Origin of the sequence: Agrobacterium rosae, from assembly GCF_002915175.1 — a bacterium.
GTDB classification, from domain to species: Bacteria; Pseudomonadota; Alphaproteobacteria; order Rhizobiales; family Rhizobiaceae; genus Agrobacterium; species Agrobacterium rosae.
In genome coordinates, this window is sequence record NZ_NXEJ01000008.1 from 780,680 (window position 1) to 797,466 (window position 16,787).

Below are 16,787 nucleotides of genomic sequence, written 5' to 3' on the forward strand. Positions count from 1 at the left end.
AACGTCGAGCCGAATAACAGGAAGACAAGGTCATGGCGCACGCAGCCGCACCGCGCACAATGTTGGGCAAGATCTGGGATGAGCATGAGATATTGCGCCATCCGGCAGGCCCGTCTTTGCTTTACATCGACCGTGACATGATTCACGAAGGCAGCTTTCATGCCTTTGCCGATCTCAAGCGGCGTGGTTTGAAACCTAGGCGTCCTCAGCAAATCTTTGGGGTGGCCGACCATTATGTGCCGACGCTGGGCCGAAAGTCGAGCGATGCGGCAAGCCCGGCCATCGCCCACATGATCGACACCTTCGATGAAAACATGGAATGGGGCGGTATACGGCATTTCGGTCTGTCGAGCCGTCAGCAGGGCATCGTCCATGTTGTTGCACCGGAACAGGGCATCACGCTGCCGGGCCTGACCATCGTCTGTTCCGACAGCCATACCTCGACGCAAGGCGCGCTAGGTGCGATTGCTTTCGGTATCGGCCAATCAGAAAACGCTCATGTTCTGGCCACGCAAACGCTGTGGCAGTCTCGTCCCAAGACCATGCGGGTGACGATTGATGGCGTGCTGGGGCAGGGTGTGACGGCCAAGGATGTCATGCTGGCGCTGATCGCGAAGATCGGTGCGGCCGGTGCAGGTGGCCATGCCATCGAATTCGCCGGACAGGTCGTGCGAGACCTTTCCATTGAGGGTCGGCTGACGCTTTGCAATATGTCGATCGAGGCTGCTGCCCGCTTCGGCATGGTCGCGGCGGATGAAACGACGTTTACCTATGTCCGAGGTCGCCATTTCGCGCCATCGGAGCAGGAATGGGACGGTGCCGTTGCGCACTGGCGCACGCTTGCCAGCGATAGTGATGCGTTCTTTGACGCGGAAGTGAGAATGGACGGTGCGGATATTGCCCCGATGGTGACATGGGGGACCAGCCCGGAAGACGCCGTTTCCATAAATGGGCGCGTGCCCGATCCAACAAGTTTCGACAGTTCCGACAAGCGCAAGGCGGCGACGAAATCGCTTGAGTATATGGAGCTGGCACCCGGCACCCCGCTGGATGGCCTGAAACTGGACAAGGTCTTTATCGGCTCCTGCACCAACAGCCGGATCGAGGATTTGCGGGCTGCTGCCTCTATTCTCAAAGGCCGAAAGGCCATGATCCCCGCCATCGTCGTGCCTGGATCCACACAGGTGAAAGAGCAGGCGGAAGCCGAGGGCATTGCCCGCACGTTCCGTGAGGCGGGCTTCGAATGGCGCGAGTCGGGCTGTTCCATGTGTGCGGCGATGAACGGTGACGTGGTTGGTCCCGGTGAACGCTGCGCCTCCACCTCCAACCGCAATTTCGTCGGTCGTCAGGGCCCCGGCGCGCGCACCCATCTGGTCAGCCCCGCCATGGCGGCTGCTGCTGCCATCAGCGGCTGTCTGACCGATGTGCGCAGGCTGTGAGGGCACAATGATGAAAGCATTCATTCGCGAAACATCCACAGCAGTAGCCATCCCCGGCGTCAACTGCGATACGGACCAGATCATTCCCGGTCGCTTTTTGAAGGCAGACCGCGCGCAGGGCTACGGCCAGTTCCTGTTCCACGACATCCGTCGCGATGAGCAGAAAGAACTGGACCCATCGTTCCCGCTCAACAAGCCTGGTGCCGACGCCGCGACCATTCTTCTTGTCGAGGACAATTTCGGATGCGGATCGTCCCGCGAGGGTGCGGTTTACGCGCTGGTCGATCATGGCATCCGGGCAGTTATCGGGCCGAGTTTTGGCGATATTTTCTTCAACAATGCCCTGAAAAACGGGCTCGTGCCGGTTCGCTTATCCTCAGAGCATTGCGAGGCACTGGCAGATCATCTCAACCGTTTTCCTGAAGCCGAGGTTACGGTCGATCTGGAGGCTGCCGAGCTGATCTTGCCGGGCAATCTTGGCACGCATCCCATCACCATCGATCCCTTCGCGCGCGACTGTATCTTACGCGGTTTGGACGAGATCGAAATGACATTCACTTTCATGGAGCAGATCACCGCCTTCGAAACGGATCGAATGGCGTCGCATTCCTGGCTGGGCCGTTGACGGGCGGACCAGCGAGTTTCTTTTGCCGTCTCATAAAAAAACTGGGAGCATAAAATGACATTCAAAATTGAACGACGCGACCTTTTAAAGGTCTCCGGAGCGCTAGCCGTCAGCCTGGCTGCGCCATCCATCCTGCGCGCGCAGACACCGGCCATCAAGGTTGGCGTCATCGAACCGCTGACAGGCAACCTTGCCTATAACGGTACACAGAGTGCTGCCGGTGCAAAGTTTGCGGCGGAAGCCATCAATGCCGCAGGCGGCATCAAGTCGATGGGCGGTGCCAAGATCGAACTCGTCGTGGTGGACGCGCAAAGCCGCCCGGAAGCCGCCGCTGCCGCCGTCGATACGCTGATCGAGGCCAATGCCTGCGCCTTCACCGGCGCAACGGCATCCGCGCTAGGCCTTGCGTCTTCGCAGGCAGCAGCAAAGTACAATCTTGCGCAGGTCTTCTCCATCGGCACCGCCGAAACTGTTGTAACGCGCGGCCTGCCCAACGTTTTCCGTTTCACGCCGGGCGTCAACAAATGCACCAGCGTCGCGCTTGAGAACCTCAAGCTTCTGAATGCCGGCGCGGGCAATTCCATCAAGACAGCGGCCATCGTCCATGAAGACGGTCCCTTCGGCTCCAATATGGCGAAAATTCTGGCCGAACAGCTGCCGAAGCAGGGTATCGAAGTGGTCGAGACCATCTCGCACCCGACACCGCAGCGTGACTTTTCCAACATCGCGCTTCGCGTCAAGGCATCGAAGGCCGACATCCTCATTCCGTCGAATTACATCAACGAATACACACTGATGGCGCGTGCGCTGAACCAGCAGCGCGTCGAACTCAAGGCCATCTATTCCATCCTCGGTGGCGCGGCATCCAACATCAAGTTCGTCCGCGAGAACAGGGAAGTCGCTCAATATGTGATGGACTGCAACCACTGGTACGATCCATCCAAGGACCTGTCGAAGGCGCTCGCTGCCAGCGTTGCAGCTGCCAAGCTGGACCTGACCTATGACGTGATGGTGTCCTATGCGACGATACAGGTGATCGCCGACGCTCTGGAACGCGGCGCTTCCGCCGACCGTCAGAAGATGATCGAAGCTCTGGCCGCATCGACCTTCGACAAGTCCATTATGCCGTATGGCCCGACGAAGTTCGTCAATGGTGACAATGTCAACTCGCAGCCGGTAAACACGCAGATTCGTGGCGACAAGATCGAACTGGTCTTCCCGAAGGAATATGCCACGGCCGAAGCGGTCTTCCCGATCCCTGCCAAAAACTGACACGGTCTCGCCCCCATGGACGTCAATGTCCCTGGGGGCGCTCTTCAAACGACAGAGAGGCGAGCCCTGATGTCAAGTCTGATCTTACCTGCCGTGTTGAGCGGCCTGATGATGGGAGCCGTCTATGCGCTGGTGGCGCTGGGCCTGACCCTCATCTACGGCGTGCTCCACATCATCAACTTTGCGCATGGCAGCCTGTTGATGCTGGCGCTTTACGCCGTCTATTTCCTGTACTTCTATTTCGGCGTCGATCCCTATCTCGCCATTCCCATCGTTCTTCCGGCCTTCTTCGCGCTCGGTTACGTGTTGCAGCGTTTCCTGATTGCGCCGATGAGCAGCGGCTCGGAACAGAATGTTCTTCTCATCACGCTTGCCGTGTCGATGATCATCGACAATCTGGCGCTCTACTTCTGGACGTCGAATACGCGCACGGCTGATATCGCTTACGCCTATGATACGGTCGAAGTGCTGGGTGCCTATCTGCCGCTCGGTCGGGTGATCGCCTTCGGTGCCGCGCTCGCTGTCGCGCCGCTGTTGTGGTGCTTCATGGCCTATACACGCACGGGCTCTGCCATTCGCGCCGTGGCGATTGAAAAGCGTGGGGCAGAACTCGTCGGTATCGACGTCAACCACACCTATGCGGTCTGTTTCGGTATCGGCACGGCCTGTGTGGCGCTTGCGGCGTGCCTGTTGCTGCCGACTTTCTATATTACGCCGCAGGTTGGTTACACCTTCGTGCTCGTGGCCTTCACCACCGTGGTGCTGGGTGGAATGGGCAGCCTGCTGGGCGCACTGGTCGCCGGTCTGCTTCTCGGCGTCATCGAGTCGCTCTGCGGTCTTTTCCTTGGCGAAAGCCTCGGCCAGATCGGCATCTTCCTCGCCTTTATCCTCATCCTTCTCTTCAAACCGTCAGGGCTTCTCGGGAGGGCAAGGACATGAGACCTCAATCCATTGGGCAGATCGCCCTTATCGCGGCGGCTCTCGCTTATTTGTTCGGCGTCTATTTCGCATCATCGCCGGTGTGGATGGGCTTTACCATCAACGCGCTGATCGTCGCGGTCGTCGCCCTGTCGTGGAACATCACCGGTGGTTTCGGTGGCATGTCGTCCTTCGGTCATGCCGCACTTTACGGAACCGGTGCCTATGCCTCGGCCATCCTTCAGGTGCAGTACGGCGTAAACGCATGGGTGGGCTTTGGTGCGGGCATTCTTGCGGGCGCTGCCATGGGTGCCTTCATCGGCGCTCTGGCGTTTCGTTATGGCCTGAAGGGCTCCTATTTCGCACTCGTCACCCTAGCCTTTGCCGAAGTGCTGCGCATCTGCGCATCGTCCTTCGATTTCACCGGCGGCGGCAGCGGGCTGCAATTGAAGCTGGTCCCTGGCGTTGCCAACCTGCAATTCAACGACCGTGCCATCGCCTACACTGCCCTTCTGGTCGTGGTAGCGCTGGTCATGGCGCTGACGGCTCTCATCAAATATTCCCGTTTCGGTGCCTATCTCATCGCCGTCAGGGAAAACGAGGATGCAGCACGCGCGCTGGGTATCGACACCTACAAGATCAAGGTGCAGGCCATGGCAATCTCCGGTGCCTTTGGTGGTCTGGCCGGTGTGCTTTATCTCCAGCTCTGGCTCTTTATCGACAGCAACGTGGTCTATGGCAGCGCCGTTTCCATCGAAGCACTGATCGGCCCGATCATTGGCGGTGCCGGGACGATCTGGGGTCCGCTGCTCGGCACGCTCGGCCTGCATCTTCTTGGCGAAGGTGCCAAGCACTTGCTGCCGAATGCCCCAGGGCTGAACTTCGTACTCTACGCGATTGTGCTGATCTGTGCGCTGCGCTTCCTGCCCAATGGTCTTGTCGGCCTTGCGGGTAAGCTCGGCACCTTCAAGAAGAAGGTGGACGACAATGCTTGAGGTTCGTAATCTTTCCAAAAGCTTCGGCGGTTTGAAGGCTGTCACGGATGCATCGCTCGATGTGCCTGAAGGCTCCATCGTCGGACTTCTCGGCCCGAACGGCGCGGGCAAGACGACCTGCTTTACGATGATTGCCGGTTTTACCAAGGCTGATGAAGGCACGGTGCGTTTTCAGGGCAAGGATATCACCGGCCTTGCGCCGCACAGCATCTGCGCGCTTGGCATGATCCGCACCTTTCAGATCGTTCAGCCCTTTGCGGGGCTCACGGTTCAGGAAAACATCGCTGTAGGTGCGTATCTCCACCACCATGACCGTCGCGAAGCCATGTCGGTGGCGCGGGATGTCGGCAAGCGGCTGGGCATGGGCGCGATGCTTGATCGTCCCGCATCATCGCTCACCATTGCGGGTCGCAAACGCTTGGAGCTTGCGCGTGCGCTGGCGACCGGTGCGAAATTACTGCTGCTCGATGAAGTCATGGCGGGCCTGATACCTTCTGAAATCACCGAGATTGTCGGCATCATTCGTAAAATCCGCGAGGAAGGGCATACCTTCCTGATGATCGAACACGTCATGCAGGCGGTGATGCAACTGGCCGAAACAGCCTATGTGCTGAACCAGGGCAAGATGATTGCTCACGGCACGCCGCGCGAACTCGTCAAGGACCCGTCCGTGGTGGAAGCCTATCTCGGCCACGGGGCCGCTGCCCGCTTGCAGGAGGAAAACCATGCTTGATATCAAGGGTATCCGCGCAGGCTATGGCTCGATGAGTGTGCTGCAAGGCATCGATATGCGCGTCGATAATGGTGAAATCGTTGCCCTGTTGGGCTCCAACGGCGTGGGCAAGACGACGCTCAACAATGTCATATCAGGCTTCATCAAGCCGAGCGCCGGATCGATCTCCTTCAAGGGCGTGACGATCACAGGCAAAAATGCGCGCGACATCGTGGCACTCGGCATCGCCCATGTGCCGGAGGGACGAAAGGTTTTCCCCAACCTGTCTGTTGGTGAAAACCTAAAGCTCGGTGCGTTTCGCCGGGCTGGCAAAAACACCAAGCAGAATTTCGAGCGCATCTGCGAAATCTTCCCGAGGCTTCGGGAGCGAATGAACCAGCTTGCGGGCACGTTATCTGGCGGTGAACAGCAGATGCTGGCCATCGGTCGCGGCATGATGTCGGAGCCGGAACTGCTCATTCTGGATGAGCCGTCTCTCGGCCTGTCCCCCATCATGGTCGAAGAGATGTTCGGTCTGATCACCAAGATCAATGCTGACGGTGTTGCCGTGCTGCTAGTCGAGCAGAACGTGATGCAGTCGTTGAGTGTCGCAAAGCGCGCCTATGTCATCGAGCAGGGTCGTTTCGTCATGCAGGGAGAGGCCGCCACGCTGCTGGCCGATCCGCAGTTGCGCCAAGCCTATCTCGGAATGTGAGACGCTGCCCCGGATGGAGTGAGCCGGGGCCAATTACGGAGAAATGGAGAATACAATGTCCCTTACACGTACCCAACGTCTGCGGCAGCTGCTTGCAGACGAACGAGCCCTTATGGCTCCCGGTGTGGTCGATGCCATGTATGCCCGCCTTGTGACCGAAGCCGGTTTTGACGCCATGTATATGACGGGTGCCGGCACATCCGCCACGCGGCTGGGCTATCCGGATGTCGGTCTGCTGACCATGACGGAGATGGTTGATAACGCCACGCGTATCGCCGATGCCTCGGACATTCCCCTGATTGCCGATGCCGACAATGGTTTCGGCGGCCCGCTCAACGTGCGCCGTGCCATTCAGCTTTATGAACGCGGGGGCGTAGCAGCCGTGCATCTGGAAGACCAGGTACTGCCGAAGCGCTGCGGCCATCTAGCAGGCAAGCAGATCGTTCCAGCCGAAGATATGGTGGCCAAGGTCAAGGCCGCCGTGGACGCACGTATCGACCAAGACTTTGTCGTCATTGCCCGCACGGATGCTCTGGCGCTGCACGGTCGCAACGCTGCCTTCGACCGTGCGGAAATGTACCGCGAAGCCGGTGCAGATGTTATCTTCATCGAAAGCCCCGGCCCGGATGACTTGGCGCATATTGCACCGCGTTTTCCCGGCATTCCGCTGCTTTACAACATGGCAACCTCGGGCAAGACGCCGTTCCTGACGCGGTCTGAAATCGAGGCGCTAGGCTTCAAGCTGATCATCTACCCCAACTGGCTGCTGCTTTCGGCCTGTGAAGCTGCACGTAAAACGCTTCAGGTTCTCAAAACCGAAGAGACCATCGCATCGGTCGCGCCCAACGTCATGAACTTCAAGGAGTTCTTCGATATGGCGCGGATGCCTGAAATTCAGGAACTGGAAGCCCGCTACGGCACACCGGAAGCAAACCGCACCAGCTATTGAGCAGGAGATTTGAGCCATGGCAGTGCTATCTGCGGAAGGCGTGACGTTCGATTTTGAAATGCCGGTCGTGGTGGTCGGGGCAGGAGCCTGTGGTCTGGTCGCAGCCCTTGCGGCCCACGATGCGGGCCAGGAGGTCATGGTGCTGGAGCGGGACGAGAACCCGACGGGCTCCACCTCGCTGTCCGCAGGTCTCATTCCCGCACCCTGCACCCGTTTGCAGAAGGAAGCGGGCATTGAGGACAGCCCCGAACTCTTCGCGCAAGACCTTGTCGCCAAGACCCATGACCACACGCCCCATGATATGGCGCTGGTCGCTGCACAGACCGCAGGTCCGATGATCGACTGGTTGATGGACACGCATAAGGTGGAATTCGAACTGGTCACGGGGTTCACCTATCCCGGCCATTCGCGCCTTCGCATGCACGGCCCGAAAAGCCGCACCGGTGCCGACCTGGAACAGTCGCTTCTTTCTGCCGTGTCCAACGCCGATATCGATGTCGTGACAAATGCGTCCGTCGAAGATCTCTATGTGGATGCGTCTGGTCACGTAACCGGCGTCCGTTTTCGTCGGCCGGATGGCGCGCTGGAAATGCTGGGCTGCAAGGCGCTCGTTCTTGCCTCCTGTGGCTTTGCTGGCGATGTCGCGCTCGTCCAGAAATACATCCCGGAAATTGCCGATGCCGAGTGCTGCGGTCATCTCTCCAACACGGGCGATGCGGTGAAATGGGGCGCGCAGATCGGCGCGGCGCTCGCAGATATGGGAGCCTATCAGGGGCATGGATCGGTCGCTCACCCGCATGCTCTGCCATTGACATGGGCTGTCATCACCAAGGGCGGCATTCTTCTCAATACGCAAGGCCAGCGATTTTCCAATGAGATGCGCGGCTACTCCGAACATGCCGCAGAAGTCGCCGCGCAGCCGGACCATGTTGCTTGGGACATCTATGATGCCAAGGGTGATGAGGCCGGGATGGGGTTTTATGACTACCGCGAAATCCGCAAGCTGGGAGCCATCAAGACGGCAACCAGTCTGGAGGACCTTGCCACGGTCACGGGGCTTTCATTGTCCACTATTCGCGAAGAGTTCGAAGCCATCGAAACATCCGCACGCACCGGCGAACCCGATCGCTTTGGTCGCAACTTCACGCCGGATCAGCTCCTGAGCGCGCCCTTTTACGCCGTCAAGGTCAACGGTGCGCTATTCCACACGCAGGGCGGTTTGGTGATCGATGCCGAGGCGCGGGTGCTGCGCGAAGATGGCACTGTTTTGCCGAACCTTTTAGCAGGCGGCGGCGCGGCGCGTGGTGTGTCTGGAGATTCCAATTACGGCTACCTGTCCGGCAACGGCCTTTTGACGGCGACCAGCTTTGGCCGGTTGGCTGGCATCACGGCTGCGCGGATTGCTGCTGAAAGCTGAAACACGAGGAGAACATGATGAAGAAGGTTATGGTCATCGTACCGTTTCCCATGGGGCAGGATGATCTCGCCCGCAGGCAAGCGCAGATGAAGGCGGTCGATCTCGGCCCAGGTATCGAGTTTCACTATCGCGCCGTGCGGGTGGGGCCGAAGAATTATTCGAGCCAGCACGATATGGCGCTCGCCGATTTCTCGATCCTCGATGCCGGTCTTGATGCCGAGAAGGAGGGATTCGACGCCGTCTGCATCGACACAATGTCCGATAGCGGCATGTCGATGCTGCGCTCGGTTCTGACCATCCCTGTCATCGCGCCGGGCCGTCACTCCATGCTGATGGCGCAGATGTTGGGTGACAAATTCTCGATCCTGATGATGTGGGATCGCTGGAAAAGGCTCTACACCAAGACTCTGGGCGAGCTTGGTATGGAGCACAAATGTGCCTCGATGCGCTCGATTGGTGTCACGCCTGATAATAAAAGCTTGCTTGCCGGCAAGGAGGACGAAGTGTTCCCGCTTCTGCTGGATGCGGCGAAGACATGCGTCGAAGAGGATGGCGCGCAGGTGTTGATCTTGGGCTCCACGACCATGCATGAGGCGCATTCCTGGCTCTCTGCCCGCATCGGCGTTCCCGTCATCAATCCCGGTCCACTGACCTACAAGCTGGCATCGATTGCGCTCGACCTGAACCTCACCCACAGCAAGGCAACATGGCCAACGCCGCTGTCTCCCAAGCATGACATGATCCGTGCTATCGGCGCTGCCGGTGCAGCCTATCTGGGGGGCAGCCAATGACCCGCATTCTCGTCATCGTCCCCTTCGCGCTGGATGAAGAAGGTGTGCGCAATCGCCAGGCGCAATCGCAATACGTCCCGCTGCCTGCGGATTGGGAGCTGACCTATCGCCCCGTCACCTGCGGCCCGACATCTTTCATGTCTCCGCATGACTGGGGGCTGATGGACCTCGCCATCTTCGAGGCCGGGTGCAATGCGCAAGACGAAGGCTTTGACGCCGTCTGCATCGACACGATGTCGGATAGCGGCATGGTCATGCTCCGCTCGGTCCTGTCCATTCCCGTCATCGGCGCGGGTAAGGCTTCGATGCTTTACGCGCTGACGTTGGGCGGGAAATTCTCGGTGCTTGCGCAATGGGAACCGGCACTGCCGCGATACCGAAAGGCCATCCGCGAATATGGTTTCGATCGCCAATGCGCCTCGGTGCGCAGCTTCGATCAACCGCCGGATTTCTCCAATCTCTTGGGCGGAAAAGAGGACAGTGTTTTCCCACGCATGCGCGATGTTGCTATGCGCTGCATCGAGGAAGACGGCGCAGAGGTCATCTGCCTGGGATCAACTACCATGCATCAGGCTGGGGAATATCTCGCCGCGAACCTACCGGTACCCGTCGTCAATCCCGGCCCGCTGACTTATAAGCTTGTGGAAACCTTTCTTGCACTCGGCTTAACCCACGGTAGAGAGGTCTACCCGGCTCCTGTCGAGCCTCGGCTGGATATGCTTCACGCCATGATGAAGGCGGGAGCCGTTGCGGAGAATGCGGCAAAGGGCTGAGTGATAATTTTCAGACTGCTGATGTCATAGTTTCGATTAGGGCCGCGCATCCGATGTGCGGCCTTTCCTTTCGCTCGAAGACGATCAATTTCCGAGCGAGAAATCCTTGCCGTCCTCTCGCTTCAGCGAGACTCGGTACTCGTAACGGTCAGCGCGATAGAAAATCTCGGCGGCATAGAACGGCTTTAGTTCCGTGTTGAAAAATAGCCGATTGACCAACATTAGGGGAGCGCCGATCGGTATCTCCAGATGTTTGGCCGCGTAGTCGTCGGCCAATGTGGCGGTCAGCGTTTGTTCGACCTTTTCAACCTCGGCACCCGCCTTTTGCACGAGATCGATCATATCCGTCGTTGCCAAATCCTGGCGGTTCAACGTCTTGCCGATTTCCGGAAGAAGGTAGGCGGTCGAAAGCGAGTAGGGGCGGCGGTCCAGCGAACGGACCCGCACGGCCCGAACCAGTTCCGTTGTCGGCGGTATGCCCATCTGCTCGCATATGCGAGGTGGCGCTTCGCCCACGTCAAGACTGACGACCTTCAACCGTGTACTCTTTCCCACTGCGTTGAGGTAGCTGAAAAGACTGTTGATGTTGGAGACAACAACGCGATTGAGTTTGTTCTCCTTGCTGCGGTCGGTGATGTAGGTTCCGCGCCCGCGCGTACGGGTCACAAGCCCCTCCGCCGTCAACATCTCCATCGCTTTGCGTATGGTAATGCGACTGACGGAGAAGCTCTCCGCAAGTTCTGCTTCGCTCGGCACAGGTGCGTCACCGGGATAATAACCCTTTACGATGCGTTCGCGCATGACCGCGTAAATGCGGTGGTAAAGCGGGGTAGGAGAACGGACTTCAGGCATCAATCAAGGAATTCCAAAAGAGAAATCGAATTACATCAGCTGCGGGCTATGACGCAGATTAGCCCTATAAAATCATGCCTCTTCAACGGCTGCTTACTTTTAGGCGTCAATCTCACAATTGTGAGACGGCAGCAATTCAAAAGATTATAACATTATGTCATTTATACCTTTTACGGGCAATGCGCTTTTGGCTGGATTTAATTTTACGCGGGATTGTTTTCAGGCGACCTTCGGCGGGAACATACGGGATGGTGCCCGGTTAGGTTTCGAAACAAGGAATCCTGTCATGAATGATAAGAGCACTCAATCACCAACGTCCGATCCTGCGAATCCCGATCTCTCGCTTCAAACCGATCTTGGCAACACTGTGCCAGACGAGAATAACATCGAGTCGAAACCATATACGCCATTGGTCGATGTTGCCCTTCAACAGGTTGCTGAACGGGATGACGGGATTGGCAACTCTGTCAGTGAAGATCTGACGGCGATAAAAGCAGAAGTGGAAAGCCTGTCGCAGCGTGCCGTGGTGTCGGCGCAAAAAAATGCCGTCAGCACGGTCCGTTCCACGAGGGGCTTCGTCTATAAAAACCCATTGGCATCACTGGGCCTCGCCGCAACGTTGGGATACGCTTTAGGACTGATGCGTAAACCTTGATGCCCGGAATGAACTTTGCTTTAACGAGGCCATATAACCGAAGGGAAGCCGAGTGGCTTCCCTTTAGACAATCCGGTCTATTTGCGTACTATCCGCGAAAATCGCCTTCGTTCGTCCCACGTTCGTCATAATTTAAATCCCACTCCTTTTCGGTCGGCTTCTTTCCAGGAGGAGTCTTGTGCGTGGTCGCATCATCCGAGCCCGTGATCACACGAGGTTTGGCACTGGCTACACCGTTGTTGTCGCTGTGCTTTAGACCCTTGGCAAATTGCCCTTTGGCGTCGTCGTGAATGTCTTTTACGGAGCCCTTATCATCATCTGATGGTGTCATTACGCATCTCCTTTGACTGCCGTCTCGTAGGTTTTATCTCCCACACTACAGCGAACTACGGAGGGCATCAGTTGTTCCCGGAAACAGCGTGTCACAGCTCGAGAGCGAGTTGCGGCTCCTGGCTCGTCTGTTGGGTTTTCAGTGAGGACAGGGTGACTCCGAGCAGCCTTACGGGACGTTTGAATGGGGCGACGGATGCAAGCAAGACTTCCGCGATGTTGATGATCATCTCGGTATCGGAAACGAAGTCTGACACCGTCTTGCTGCGTGTTGCCTGACTGAAGTCGGAATATTTGATTTTGACGGTAACAGTCTTTGCCGTGATGTCGTGTGATTCGCAGTAGCGCCAGACCTTCTCGACCAGTGGCCGAAGCTCGGCTTTTGCCAGGCTAAGGTCACTGATATCGTCTACGAATGTGTCTTCAGCGCCAACGGATTTACGGATGCGATCGGGCCGCACCTGTCTTTCATCGATGCCCCTGGCAATGCCGTAGAAATATGGCCCAGACTTGCCGAAATGCTGCTGCAAAAAGGTGAGCGGTTTCGATTTAAGATCAAGCCCTGTCTCGATGCCATGGCTTTTCATCCGCTCCGCCGTGGCTGGCCCAACCCCATGGAATTTCTTGACGGCAAGGCCTTCAACAAAGCCTGGACCGTTTTTGGGCGTGATGACAGCCTGTCCATTCGGTTTGTTGAGATCGCTGGCCATCTTCGCCAGAAATTTGTTGTAGGAAATGCCGGCAGAAGCGTTGAGGCCAGTGACCGCCTTTATTTTGGCACGAATTTCAAGGGCAACCTCGGTTGCGATTTCCATGCCTTTCAGGTTTTCGGTGACATCGAGATAGGCTTCGTCCAGAGAAAGCGGCTCGATCAACGGCGTATATTCGGCAAAGATTTCACGAATTTGATGCGAGACTTGCCGATAAACCTCGAAGCGAGGCGACACGAATATCAGGTCCGGGCATTTCCGCTTCGCGGTGACGGATGGCATGGCGGAATGCACACCGAAGGTTCTGGCCTCGTAACTCGCAGCCGCCACAACACCGCGCGCTGCCGATCCACCAACAGCCAGTGGTAAGCCGCGAAGGTTGGGATTATCGCGTTGTTCCACCGACGCATAAAAAGCGTCCATATCGACATGAATGATTTTGCGAATGGGAGGCAGCGCCATGACATTCATTTCTACGCACCTCCCCTTAAGATCAAATTGAAACAAAGAGAGAACATATCAGCTTTTTTGCAAATTTCCAGTGCTGTTGCGGTTTCGTTTGGAGGGGAAGGGAACTCTCAGGGCGTAGGGGAGTCTGCCTATCGTGACACTTAAAACAGGAGAAGACCTATGGCCGATGACAGCACGACGACGATAAAAGCCATTTTCGACACGCGTGCGGCGGCAGACCTTGCTGTTGAGCATCTGGTTCAGCAGCATGGCGTGCCAAGACCTGACATCTTCATTCAGTCAGCGACCTCTGAGAACACCGTTGGTGTTACGCCGTCTGGCGGTGATGTTTCCGCCAACGACAATGCGCGTGAGGATGCTCCGCTTGGTGGAGAGATCGAAGTATCTGCCGACATTTCCGCCAGCGAAGTCTCAGCAGCGCAGCGCAGTCTCGGCGAAGCTGGCGCGATCCGCGTTTCAGCAGGCTGAACTGAACTCCGGAAAACTGCAGCGCGGCCCAAACGAAGGGCCGTGTCTACAGATAAACAGGTTCACTACCGCCTTGCCAATGTCCCTTGAACGCAGGCGTTGTCATACCCATTCATTTATAGAACGAATAATTTCTCTTTCGGGTTGGAGTCTTTGATGGCCGCAAGAACTTGGAATGCACGTACGGGTCCAAATGCGTCTAGCGATTTCATCGATAGTGCCGAACGTATCAGGCGTTTGAGACGGCTGTCCGGTATTGCCCGCCTGATGGATACGGCAATCGGCATACCGGGTACCCGCATCCGCTTCGGTGCCGATTCCATCATGGGTCTGGTGCCGCTGGTTGGAGATGGTGCAGGCGCTTTGGTTGGTCTTTACATCGTCAACGAAGCCCGCCGCCTCGGCGTTCCCCGCGATAAGCTTGCCCGGATGGTGGGCAATATTGGCATGGACGCTGTGGTTGGCAGTGTGCCTCTCGTCGGCGACCTGTTCGACGTCTATTTCAAATCGCATCGCCGAAACGTCAATATGATCATCGATCATTTTGGCATCGATCAGGATGCGCTGAAACGGAAGCCTTAAATCAGGCGAACTGGTTTCAAACCAAAGCTGCCCGCGATGGTACGGTCGCGGGCAAAACGAGAACTGCCTTCAAGCCGCGCGGGGAGTTGTTTTCCAGAAGAAGAGAGCCGCTGTAGAGTTCGGCGAGCTCATTGGCAATCGTAAGTCCAAAGCCGGTTCCAGATATGCGTTCGTCTTCTCTGACGCCCGGAAGCAACACAGCGTCCATTCGATCATTGGCAATGCCCGGTCCGTCGTCCTCTATGGATATACGAATGTTCGATCCTTCTTTGGTGGCGACGACTTTGACTGTCGAAGAGGTCCACTTGAAAGCGTTCTCGATCAGGTTACCCAGCATTTCTTCTAGGTCGTTTTCTTCGCAAGCAACCGAAAAATCTCCGTCGATCTCCGTCTCGAACCTCACATCCTTGTCCGCATGAATAGAGCTGATTGCCAGATGCAAATTCGCGACGGTGTCGGCTAGGGGCGCACTAGAGATACGACCACCCGTGGCCATGGCCTGACGGGTGGAACTGAGGTGATGCTTGATCCTGTGGTCGATGCGCCTGCCGAGGTCGCGCAAAGTGCCGTCCGGGTCATTGCTGTCGCTTAGCGCCAGCAATAGGCTCGCGACCGGCGTCTTAAGTCCATGGGCGAGGTTGGCAAATTGCATCCGTGTTGCGATCAGACGCTCCTCATTTGCAATCAGAAGCGCGTTCGTCTTCGCTGAAAGCGGCGCAAGCTCTGGAGACGGTTGCTGCGGCAAGCGCTCCAGGTCTCCGCGATTGATCGCATCGATATCCGCGACCATGGATGCGAGTGGGCGCAAACCGAACCGGATTTGCCACAGCGTTCCGCCTAAAAGAACGATGCCCAGTAGCAACATGCAAGGGATCAACCAAAACAGTGCCCGAAGAGCGGGGTCGACCAATGCTGCGGAAGGTGCGCTTGCCGTTATGGTCATCATCGTCCCGTGAATGCTGCGCGTGATTTGACGCGTGTAGAGCGCCTGGCCATCCTTGTCTCTAGCTTCTCCGGGCGAGGCCATGCCCGTCAGCATGTGTTTCAAACTCTGACGGGGAGGAGGGGCATCCATGGCACCTTGGATCAAGGAGCGGGAGGTCAAATGCTGTCCATCGGCGTCGATTTGCCAATACCAGCCTGACCCGCTCCGGTCGAATGGAGGAGCATCCATCGGCGTGGAAAGTGATAGCCTTCCATCCGAAAGTGGTTGAACGGCATTGGCCAGCGCGCTGATCTGGGTATCCAATCTTTGATCGATTTGCTCACGCACGACATTCTTCAAAGCCAACCACAGAATGATCGACGCAACCACGAGCGCCGCAGTGACGAAGAACCCGGAAAACAACAGCAGACGTTTCGCAAGCGATGCCGGTGCGCGCAGCCTAATCGTCTTCACTGTGCCACCGCAGCCGTCAGCATGTAGCCACGTCCCCTGACCGTTTCGATGCGTTCGGCACCCACCTTTTTGCGCAGCCGCGCAATGATGACTTCCATCGAGTTGGAGTCGACTTCTGCATCGCCCTCATAAACGCGCTCGTTGAGTTCGCGACGGTCCACCACTGTCCCCTTTCGCAGGATCAGGCAGGACAGAACGCGCCATTCGAGGGCGGTCAATTTCAATGGAAGACCATCGAGTTCGAACGTGCCCAGTTGCGCATCGAAAACAAGAGGCCCGCAATTGAGCCGCGATGACGCATATCCGGCCGCACGCCGCACCAGTGCGCGAAGTCTCAGCACCAGTTCCTCGACCTTGAATGGCTTCGGCAGGAAATCGTCCGCACCCGCCTTGAAGCTGGCCACCTTGTCGGGCCAGCCATCGCGCGCCGTCAGCACCAGAACGGGCAGGTTTCGCTCGCTTTCGCGCCATCCTTTCAGGACGGAAATACCGTCGACTTTGGGAAGACCGAGGTCGAGAATGGCAACGTCGAACAATTCCGTCAGCCCGGCATGAAGCGCATCTTCCCCGTTGCGGGCAATGTCGACAACGAAGTTTTCGAGCCGAAGCGCGCTGGCTATTCTGCTGCTGAGGTCGGCATCATCTTCTACGAGCAGTACGCGCATGAGGGGACTTTCGAATGAAAGAAAAACCGAAAACTTAAGTATGGCAGCT

Annotated in this window: 19 protein-coding genes; 14 read left to right on the forward strand and 5 right to left on the reverse strand. The window is 57.4% G+C overall.

Annotated features, from left to right (window positions below; genetic code table 11):
* Positions 1–32 precede the first annotated feature (32 nt).
* From leuC to CPJ18_RS19360, 11 genes are all read left to right on the forward strand, one after another.
* Entirely contained in the window at positions 33–1,439 is a 1,407-nt protein-coding gene (gene leuC, locus CPJ18_RS19310; protein WP_077102620.1) for a 3-isopropylmalate dehydratase large subunit, read from the forward strand.
* Positions 1,440–1,449: 10 nt separating this feature from the next.
* Positions 1,450–2,064 (forward strand): 3-isopropylmalate dehydratase small subunit, encoded by a 615-nt coding sequence (gene leuD, locus CPJ18_RS19315; protein WP_077118648.1) that lies wholly within the window; start codon positions 1,450–1,452, stop codon positions 2,062–2,064.
* A 54-nt stretch (positions 2,065–2,118) separates the two neighbouring features.
* Positions 2,119–3,336 carry an ABC transporter substrate-binding protein gene (locus CPJ18_RS19320; protein WP_077102622.1) on the forward strand — a complete coding sequence of 406 codons (1,218 nt, stop codon included), beginning with the start codon at positions 2,119–2,121 and terminating at the stop codon, positions 3,334–3,336.
* A gap of 69 nt (positions 3,337–3,405) precedes the next feature.
* Complete coding sequence (locus CPJ18_RS19325) at positions 3,406–4,275, forward strand: branched-chain amino acid ABC transporter permease (protein ID WP_077102624.1); 870 nt, start codon at positions 3,406–3,408, stop codon at positions 4,273–4,275.
* Entirely contained in the window at positions 4,272–5,249 is a 978-nt protein-coding gene (locus CPJ18_RS19330; RefSeq protein ID WP_077102626.1) for a branched-chain amino acid ABC transporter permease, read from the forward strand. Before CPJ18_RS19325 ends, CPJ18_RS19330 begins: the two co-directional genes overlap by 4 nt.
* Positions 5,242–5,982 carry an ABC transporter ATP-binding protein gene (locus CPJ18_RS19335; protein ID WP_103659653.1) on the forward strand — a complete coding sequence of 247 codons (741 nt, stop codon included), beginning with the start codon at positions 5,242–5,244 and terminating at the stop codon, positions 5,980–5,982. The genes CPJ18_RS19330 and CPJ18_RS19335 overlap by 8 nt, the downstream gene beginning before the upstream one ends.
* Complete coding sequence (locus CPJ18_RS19340) at positions 5,975–6,676, forward strand: ABC transporter ATP-binding protein (RefSeq protein WP_077118519.1); 702 nt, start codon at positions 5,975–5,977, stop codon at positions 6,674–6,676. The genes CPJ18_RS19335 and CPJ18_RS19340 overlap by 8 nt, the downstream gene beginning before the upstream one ends.
* A 55-nt stretch (positions 6,677–6,731) precedes the next feature.
* Positions 6,732–7,625, forward strand: coding sequence for an isocitrate lyase/PEP mutase family protein (locus CPJ18_RS19345; RefSeq protein WP_197710907.1), 894 nt, complete (start codon positions 6,732–6,734; stop codon positions 7,623–7,625).
* Positions 7,626–7,641: 16 nt separating this feature from the next.
* A complete protein-coding gene (locus CPJ18_RS19350; protein WP_077102634.1) occupies positions 7,642–9,042 on the forward strand; it encodes an FAD-dependent oxidoreductase in 1,401 nt (466 codons plus the stop codon).
* A 17-nt stretch (positions 9,043–9,059) separates the two neighbouring features.
* Positions 9,060–9,833, forward strand: coding sequence for an aspartate/glutamate racemase family protein (locus tag CPJ18_RS19355; protein WP_077118523.1), 774 nt, complete (start codon positions 9,060–9,062; stop codon positions 9,831–9,833).
* Positions 9,830–10,606: an aspartate/glutamate racemase family protein gene (locus CPJ18_RS19360; RefSeq protein WP_077118525.1), complete on the forward strand. Its 777-nt coding sequence runs from the start codon at positions 9,830–9,832 to the stop codon at positions 10,604–10,606. Before CPJ18_RS19355 ends, CPJ18_RS19360 begins: the two co-directional genes overlap by 4 nt.
* A gap of 84 nt (positions 10,607–10,690) precedes the next feature.
* On the opposite strand, the gene CPJ18_RS19365 is transcribed toward CPJ18_RS19360, so the two are convergent.
* Entirely contained in the window at positions 10,691–11,458 is a 768-nt protein-coding gene (locus CPJ18_RS19365) for a GntR family transcriptional regulator (RefSeq protein ID WP_077118526.1), read from the reverse strand.
* A gap of 286 nt (positions 11,459–11,744) precedes the next feature.
* Here CPJ18_RS19365 and CPJ18_RS19370 point away from each other — a divergent pair, with 286 nt between their 5' ends.
* Positions 11,745–12,113, forward strand: coding sequence for a hypothetical protein (locus CPJ18_RS19370; protein WP_077118528.1), 369 nt, complete (start codon positions 11,745–11,747; stop codon positions 12,111–12,113).
* An 88-nt stretch (positions 12,114–12,201) separates the two neighbouring features.
* On the opposite strand, the gene CPJ18_RS19375 is transcribed toward CPJ18_RS19370, so the two are convergent.
* Entirely contained in the window at positions 12,202–12,444 is a 243-nt protein-coding gene (locus CPJ18_RS19375) for a hypothetical protein (protein WP_077118529.1), read from the reverse strand.
* A gap of 91 nt (positions 12,445–12,535) precedes the next feature.
* Positions 12,536–13,624 (reverse strand): DNA polymerase IV, encoded by a 1,089-nt coding sequence (gene dinB / locus CPJ18_RS19380; RefSeq protein ID WP_167397937.1) that lies wholly within the window; start codon positions 13,622–13,624, stop codon positions 12,536–12,538.
* Positions 13,625–13,783: 159 nt separating this feature from the next.
* Between dinB and CPJ18_RS19385 the strand changes: the two genes are divergently transcribed.
* On the forward strand, positions 13,784–14,092 hold the full coding sequence (locus CPJ18_RS19385; RefSeq protein WP_077102646.1) for a hypothetical protein: 309 nt from the start codon (positions 13,784–13,786) through the stop codon (positions 14,090–14,092).
* A gap of 156 nt (positions 14,093–14,248) precedes the next feature.
* Positions 14,249–14,674, forward strand: a complete 426-nt coding sequence (locus tag CPJ18_RS19390; RefSeq protein ID WP_077118531.1) for a DUF4112 domain-containing protein — start codon at positions 14,249–14,251, stop codon at positions 14,672–14,674.
* 16 nt (positions 14,675–14,690) lie between these two features.
* On the opposite strand, the gene CPJ18_RS19395 is transcribed toward CPJ18_RS19390, so the two are convergent.
* Both CPJ18_RS19395 and CPJ18_RS19400 read right to left on the reverse strand, forming a co-directional pair.
* Positions 14,691–16,073 (reverse strand): sensor histidine kinase, encoded by a 1,383-nt coding sequence (locus CPJ18_RS19395; RefSeq protein ID WP_077102650.1) that lies wholly within the window; start codon positions 16,071–16,073, stop codon positions 14,691–14,693.
* Positions 16,070–16,738, reverse strand: a complete 669-nt coding sequence (locus tag CPJ18_RS19400) for a response regulator transcription factor (RefSeq protein ID WP_077102652.1) — start codon at positions 16,736–16,738, stop codon at positions 16,070–16,072. The genes CPJ18_RS19395 and CPJ18_RS19400 overlap by 4 nt, the downstream gene beginning before the upstream one ends.
* Between the last annotated feature and the right edge of the window lie 49 nt (positions 16,739–16,787).